Origin of the sequence: Streptomyces sp. NPDC086777 (assembly GCF_040702065.1) — a bacterium.
Classification (GTDB): domain Bacteria; phylum Actinomycetota; class Actinomycetes; order Streptomycetales; family Streptomycetaceae; genus Streptomyces.
On the sequence record NZ_JBFBJI010000068.1, the window covers coordinates 21,073 to 27,752 of the forward strand.

Below are 6,680 nucleotides of genomic sequence, written 5' to 3' on the forward strand. Positions count from 1 at the left end.
TTCCCTGGGGTCCTCCAGGCGAGCTCCGGAGGGTCAGATGCCCTGCCGGCTCGCGTAGAAGACCAGCCGGTACTTGCCGATCTGGACCTCGTCACCGTTCGACAGAGCGACCTGGTCGATGCGCTCCCGGTTGACGTACGTGCCGTTGAGGCTGCCGACGTCGGCCACCGTGAACGAGCCGTCCGGCTGGCGCCGGAACTCCACGTGCCGGCGCGAGACCGTCACGTCGTCCAGGAAGATGTCGCTCTGCGGGTGGCGGCCGGCCGTGGTCAGGTCGCTGTCCAGCAGGAACCGGCTGCCCGAGTTCGGACCCCGGCGCACGACCAGCAGCGCGGAGCCGAGCGGCAGCGCGTCGACCGCCGCCTGCGCCTCGGGAGAGAGCGACGGCATCTGGGTCTGGCCGGTGACCTCGGCGTCGTAGGCCTCCAGGCCCGAGATCGAGATCGTGGACGTCGTCTCCGAGGCACGCTCGGGGACCGCGCCCGGGCGCAACGGGGCTCCGCAATTGGAACAGAAGCGGGCGTTCTCCGCGTTGCGGTTACCGCACCTCGTACAAACCAGGGCCGACATGGACGGATCCTCCTGCCGCGGCTGCCCCGCCGGGGCGTTGGACGCGTACGGGCCGGAGGCGAACCCTCCACCCGTACCTGAGGTTGACGGTTGCCCGAAACCTATGCCGCCGGACTGGGACGGGTCAACTGACGGCGCGCCCTGACCTCCCGAAATGTCACCCCCCGGACCAGCCACCTGGTCCCGGAACAGCGGGCGCTGGCCCTCCGCGTCGGGCTGTGCCCGATGGCGCGCGGTCGCGTTGTCGCTACCCTCTCGCGCGCTCTTGCCGAACAACTTCGCAAACAACTTCACGGGCGATTCCCCTTGACCGAAACAGACCCGCCCGTGGGGCAGGACGAACCCTGACTGAATAGACCGGCCGACCCGGACAACCACACAACGTCCGTATCCACCAGACAGTTTCCACCACGCACCGGTTCCCCGGTGCGCCGACCCCCCGCATCCTCATGCCCTCGCCCGACGTCCCCCATGCACCGCCGGTTCACTGTGAGGACGACCGAGCGTAGTCAGGCTGCTTCGCCGGTCGCAAGGCATCCACGACGATCTTGGTGGATCGCTCGACGGTCACAGTCGCCTGCTCCTTCTCCAGGGTCTGCACCACGCCTCCGGGGATGTTGAGAGCCGGTTCGAGGTCCTGCGGCTTGCCGATCACCTTGAAAACGAAGGGTTGGGTGATCTTGTTCCCGTCGACGCTCACACCCTTCCCGGAGTCGGCGAGGTACGTGCCGGCGACCACCCGGACCCCGTCGACCTGGATCGCCTCCGCGCCCGCCGCGCGCAGCTCCTGGATCGCGTCGAGCAGCATGTCCGCCTGCACCGTCCCCTTCGGGTCGTCGACCGTCATCGTGATGCCAGGACCCTGCGCCGCCACGGTGCCCGCGAGAATACCGAGTTGCCGTTCCTTCTCGGCCGTCTGCCTGCGGGCCTCCGCCGCCTGGTCGGAGCTGCTCTGCAACTCCTCGCGCTGCTTCTCGAGTCCTGTCTTCTCGTCCTCAAGACGCTGAGTACGGTCGTCCAGTTCATCGAGGATGCGGACAAGATCCTCCTGCCGGGCTCCGCGCAGCGCGCTGTCGCTGTCACTGTTCGACGCGACCTGCACGGCGAGCCCGAATCCGAGCCCGAACAACAGCACGGCGACGATCAGTTGGGCCCTGCTCACGCGGGGCGGCCACAACCCCTGGACCAGCCTCTCCCGGCCGGTCACCCTGCCCTGCGGCTCCGGCGCGGCGGACTCGGCCTCCGGCGCCGCGGGGGGCACCTCGGCCGGGAGTTCTCTGCGCAGCCGGTGCTCCGGCTCCTTCTCGTGCTCGCCCATGCCGCTCACGCCCGGAAGACGTGGCGCCGGATCGCCGCGGCGTTGGAGAAGATACGGATACCGAGGACCACCACGACCCCCGTGGACAGCTGCGAGCCCACGCCCAGCTTGTCGCCGAGGAAGACGATCAGCGCGGCCACCACCACGTTGGACAGGAACGACACCACGAAGACCTTGTCGTCGAAGATCCCGTCGAGCATGGCCCGCAGACCACCGAAGACGGCGTCGAGCGCCGCGACGACGGCGATCGGCAGATACGGCTCGACGACCGCCGGAACCTCAGGCCGGACCAAGAGTCCGGCCACGACGCCCACGACGAGGCCAAGTACGGCGATCACGATGTGCCCTTCTCCGTCTTCTCGGTGTACGGCTGTGCTGTCCGTACGATCACACTGGGCGCGGCGGGCAACCGGACGTCACTCTCCGTGGAGATGGTCGCCCGGATGTCGAAGTTCTCCTCCAGGGCATGCAGGTACAGCCCGTCGGGGCTGTCCTGGAACCTGGAGCCGAGCTTCTCCCCGTCCCCCACCGCCAGCACCGTGTACGGCGGTACCAGCGGCCTGTTGTCGACAAGTATCGCGTCCCCCGCGGCCCTGATCGCGGACAGGGCCGTCAGCCGCTGCCCGTTGATCGAGACCGCCTCGGCGCCCGAGGCCCACAGCCCGTTCACCACGCGCTGCATGTCATGGTCCCGCACCCGGCCGGTGTCGGAGAAACCGGAGGTCTCCCGCGGATTGCCGGCGTCGCCCCCCGAGGATGCCTCCTTGGCGTCGTTCACCACCAGCTTCACGCCGGGGCCGTGCACCGCCGTGGCGCCCGACAGGACGTCCACCAGGTCCGCCTGCCCACTGCCCCCGCTCTCCTTCAGCGCGGCTCGCTGACGGGCGCCTACGTCGTCCCGGAGCTTGTCGACACCGCTCTCCAGCTTGTCGGCGGCCGCCGTCTCCCGGTCGACCCTGTCGATGAGCTCCTGACGCTCCTTGGCCACCACGGGCGCCGTCACGCGCGCCTGCGCCGCTCCCACGGTCACCACCAGGGCCGCCAGCACCAGACCGCCGGCGAGGCCCAGCCTGGCCCGGAGGGTCTTCGGCATGCCGCCGCCCTCCCCACGGGCCCGTTTCCGGGCAGCCGCCTCGGCGTACCCGTCGTCCAGGCTGTGGTCCATGACGTTGGTGATCAACGACATGGAGGCGTCCGGACGCGACGGCCGGCCGGCGCTGCTCCGAACGGGGGGTTGCTGCGGCATGCCGCACATCGTCGCACGTTGCGGCCGGTACCTCCGAACGGCCCCACCGGCGTGCCGGACCGGCCCCCCGTGGGGACACCTGTCCGGCACGCACGCGTGCAGCCGTTTTACCGTCCGGCGCTGTCCACCGTCGCCGACCACTCGTCCAACAGCGCCTGCGCGGACGCGTCGTCGGGCCCCTCGGCCCACAGATGGGTGACCGCCTCGGCCGGGTCGGGGAGCACCATCACCCAGCGCCCGTCCGTCTCGACGACCCGCACCCCGTCGGTCGTGTCGACGAACCGATCACCGGCCGCCTCCACGACACGCCGCATGACCAGCCCCTTGACAGCCCACGGCGTGGCCAGGTCGCGCTTGAGGACGTGCGCCTTCGGGATCCGGGCGTCGATCTGGCTGAGCGTGAGCTGCGTCCGTGCCACCAGGCCGATCAGACGGACGAACGCCGCCGTACCGTCGTAGACGCTGCTGAACTCGGGGACGATGAACCCGCCCTTGCCGTCACCGCCGAAGATGGTGCCCTCCTCGCGCCCCACGCGCGTGAGGTCGTCTGGAGAGGTGGTCGTCCACTCGACCTGGGTGCCGTGGTACGCCGCCACCTGCTCGGCGATCCGGGTCGTGGTGACCGGAAGCGCCACCCGGCCGCTGCGCCGCTCGGCGGCGACCAGGTCGAGCATCACCAGGAGCGCACGGTCGTCCTCGATGATGCGGCCCTTCTCGTCCACCAGGGACAGCCGCTCACCCACCGGGTCGAACCGCACACCGAACGCGGCTCCGGACGACGCCACGATCTCGCCGAGCCGTACCAGCCCGGCCCGCCGCTGGTCGGCGGTCTCCGTGGGCCTCGCCTCGTTCAGGCCGGGGTTGACGGTCAGCGAGTCCACACCGAGCTTGCCGAGCAGGCTCGGCAGCACCAGCCCGGCGCTGCCGTTGGAGGCGTCCACGACGACCTTCAGGCCCGATTCGGCGACCCCGGTCGTGTCGACGTTCCGCAGCAGCGACCCGGTGTACGAGTCGAACACGCTCGCCGGGAAGTAGAGGTCGCCGATCTCGCCGGGGAACGCGCGCCGGTACTCCTGCCGCGCGAAGATCCGGTCCAGTTTGCGCTGGCTGGCCTGGGAGAGGTCGGCGCCCTGACCGTCGAAGAACATGATGTCGACGGAGTCCGGCACCCCGGGCGAGGTCCGGATCATGATCCCGCCGGCGCTGCCCCGCGCGGTCTGCTGCCGGGCCACGGGCAACGGCACGTTCTCCAGGTCGCGTACGTCGATGGCACTGGCCTGCAGGGCGGAGATCACCGCCCGCTTGAGCGCACGCGCACCACGGGAGTGGTCACGGGCCGTCGTGACGGTGGACCCCTTCTTCAGGGTGGTCGCGTACGCGCCGGCCAGCCGTACGGCGAGTTCGGGCGTGATCTCGACGTTCAGGATCCCCGAGACGCCCCGGGCTCCGAACAGGTGAGCCTGTCCCCGGGACTCCCAGATCACCGACGTGTTGACGAAGGCGCCGGCCTCGATGGTCTTGAAGGGATAGACCCGGACATTGCCCTGAACGATCGATTCTTCACCGATCAGGCACTCGTCACCGATGACCGCCCCGTCCTCGATACGCGCGGCCCGCATGATGTCGGTGTTCTTGCCGACGACACAGCCCCGCAGGTTGCAGTGCTGCCCGATGTACACGTTGTCGTGGACGACGGCCCGGTGCAGGAAGGCGCCGCTTTTCACGACGACGTTCGATCCGACGACGGTGTGCTCCCGGAGTTCCGCGCCGGCCTCGACCTTGGCGTAGTCACCGATGTACAGCGGCCCGCGCAGATCGGCGTCCGCATGCACCTCGGCACCCTCGGCGACCCATACGCCCGGGGATATCTCGAAGCCGTCGATGTCGACGTCGACCTTGCCCTCCAGGACGTCGGCCTGGGCCTTCACGTACGACTCGTGGGTACCGACGTCCTCCCAGTAGCCCTCGGCGACATAGCCGTAGATGGGCTTGCCCTCCTTCATCAGCTGAGGGAAGACATCACCGGACCAGTCGACGGGAACGTCGGCCTCGACGTAGTCGAACACCTCGGGCTCCATGACGTAGATGCCCGTGTTCACCGTGTCGGAGAAGACCTGGCCCCAGGTCGGCTTCTCGAGGAAGCGCTCGACCTTGCCCTCTTCGTCGACGATGGTGATACCGAATTCCAGCGGATTGGGCACCCGCGTCAGGCAGACCGTGACGAGAGCGCCCTTTGCCTTGTGGAAGTTGATGAGTTCGGTGAGGTCGAAGTCGGTCAGCGCATCGCCGGAGATGACGAGGAAGGCATCGTCCTTCAACGCGTCCTCGGCGTTCTTGACGCTTCCGGCAGTACCGAGTGGCTTCTCCTCATTGGCATAAGTGAGCTCCATACCGAGCTCCTCGCCGTCCCCGAAGTAGTTCTTGACCAGCGATGCCAGGAACTGCACAGTGACGACGGTCTCGGTGAGCCCATGCCTTTTGAGCAGCCGTAGCACATGCTCCATGATCGGTCGGTTGACGACCGGAAGGAGTGGCTTGGGCATGCTGGAGGTCATGGGGCGAAGGCGTGTGCCTTCACCACCGGCCATCACGACGGCCTTCATGTCGGAAGCGTCCTCCTCTAAGAGATGACGGTCTAGCCGACTTCACCCGTCAAGATTGTCCCGCACTTTTCCGCCGCGGGCCATCGAGAGCAATCGAGGGGCCACCACGTCCGGACAATCGCCGAGCTCAATCGGCTGTGGCGTCCGCGCGGATGAGGCGGCGGACTTGCACCACGTAGAGCACTCCTGCCCACCAGTAGAGCGTTGTACCCCATCCTGCGAACGCCCATCCGAAAATTGCAGCGAGTGACGAGATCCAGCCGCTTCCGTCACTGAGCAGGAGCAGTGGGAACGCGTACATCAGATTGAAGGTGGCGGCCTTGCCCAGGAAGTTCACCTGGGGTGGCGGATAGCCGTGCCGGCGGAGGATGCCCACCATCACCAGCAGAACCAGCTCACGCAGCAGCAGCGCGGCCGTCAGCCAGAGCGGCAGGATCTCGCGCCAGGTGAGCCCCAGCAGAGTCGACAGCACGTAGAGCCGGTCCGCGGCGGGGTCCAGCAGCCGGCCGAGGCTGCTGATCTGGTTCCAGCGCCGGGCGAGTTTGCCGTCCAGGTAGTCGCTGACGCCGCTGAAGAGCAGTACCAGCAGGGCCCAGCCGTCGCTCTTGGGCCCGCCGAACTCGGGCCTGAGGATCAACCACAGAAAGACGGGTACGCCGACCAGACGCGCCATGCTGAGGATGTTCGGGATGGTGAGGACGCGGTCCGTCTGGACACGCGTCTCCTGTACCTCCACCCGGGGGCCTCCTGTGGTGGGAAACGAGCCAACTTTGCCCCCTGACCCTACCTCAACGCAAAAAAGCTCTGGCTCTTGGGCTAGTTGCCCAAGAGCCAGAGCTCTAAAGGGAGTTCGGCGGTGTCCTACTCTCCCACAGGGTCCCCCCTGCAGTACCATCGGCGCTGTGAGGCTTAGCTTCCGGGTTCGGAATGTAACCGGGCGTTT

6 protein-coding genes and 1 rRNA gene are annotated in these 6,680 nt (G+C 68.1%); all 7 read right to left on the minus strand.

Annotated elements, in window-relative coordinates; translation table 11 throughout:
• Positions 1 to 33: 33 nt before the first annotated feature.
• Positions 34 to 864, minus strand: a complete 831-nt coding sequence (locus tag AB0472_RS44595; protein ID WP_366365282.1) for an FHA domain-containing protein — start codon at positions 862 to 864, stop codon at positions 34 to 36.
• 190 nt (positions 865 to 1,054) lie between these two features.
• Positions 1,055 to 1,888 (minus strand): DUF881 domain-containing protein, encoded by an 834-nt coding sequence (locus AB0472_RS44600; RefSeq protein WP_366365290.1) that lies wholly within the window; start codon positions 1,886 to 1,888, stop codon positions 1,055 to 1,057.
• Between the two features lie 5 nt (positions 1,889 to 1,893).
• Positions 1,894 to 2,226 (minus strand): small basic family protein, encoded by a 333-nt coding sequence (locus AB0472_RS44605; RefSeq protein ID WP_046727248.1) that lies wholly within the window; start codon positions 2,224 to 2,226, stop codon positions 1,894 to 1,896.
• Entirely contained in the window at positions 2,223 to 3,134 is a 912-nt protein-coding gene (locus tag AB0472_RS44610; protein ID WP_366365284.1) for a DUF881 domain-containing protein, read from the minus strand. Before AB0472_RS44610 ends, AB0472_RS44605 begins: the two co-directional genes overlap by 4 nt.
• A 107-nt stretch (positions 3,135 to 3,241) precedes the next feature.
• The gene (locus AB0472_RS44615) at positions 3,242 to 5,737 is read right to left on the minus strand and encodes a mannose-1-phosphate guanyltransferase (RefSeq protein WP_366365286.1); all 2,496 of its coding nucleotides are present in this window, start codon (positions 5,735 to 5,737) and stop codon (positions 3,242 to 3,244) included.
• A 127-nt stretch (positions 5,738 to 5,864) separates the two neighbouring features.
• Entirely contained in the window at positions 5,865 to 6,473 is a 609-nt protein-coding gene (locus AB0472_RS44620; protein ID WP_366365287.1) for a CDP-alcohol phosphatidyltransferase family protein, read from the minus strand.
• Between the two features lie 112 nt (positions 6,474 to 6,585).
• Positions 6,586 to 6,680, minus strand: a 5S ribosomal RNA gene (rrf, locus tag AB0472_RS44625); the annotation flags it as partial.

Excerpts from the sequence above, each read along its gene's own strand:
- AB0472_RS44600 (WP_366365290.1), bottom strand. The coding sequence starts at position 1,888 with ATGGGCGAGCACGAGAAGGAGCCGGAGCACCGGCTGCGCAGAGAACTC.
- AB0472_RS44610 (WP_366365284.1), bottom strand. The coding sequence starts at position 3,134 with ATGCCGCAGCAACCCCCCGTTCGGAGCAGCGCCGGCCGGCCGTCGCGT.
- AB0472_RS44615 (WP_366365286.1), bottom strand. The coding sequence starts at position 5,737 with ATGAAGGCCGTCGTGATGGCCGGTGGTGAAGGCACACGCCTTCGCCCC.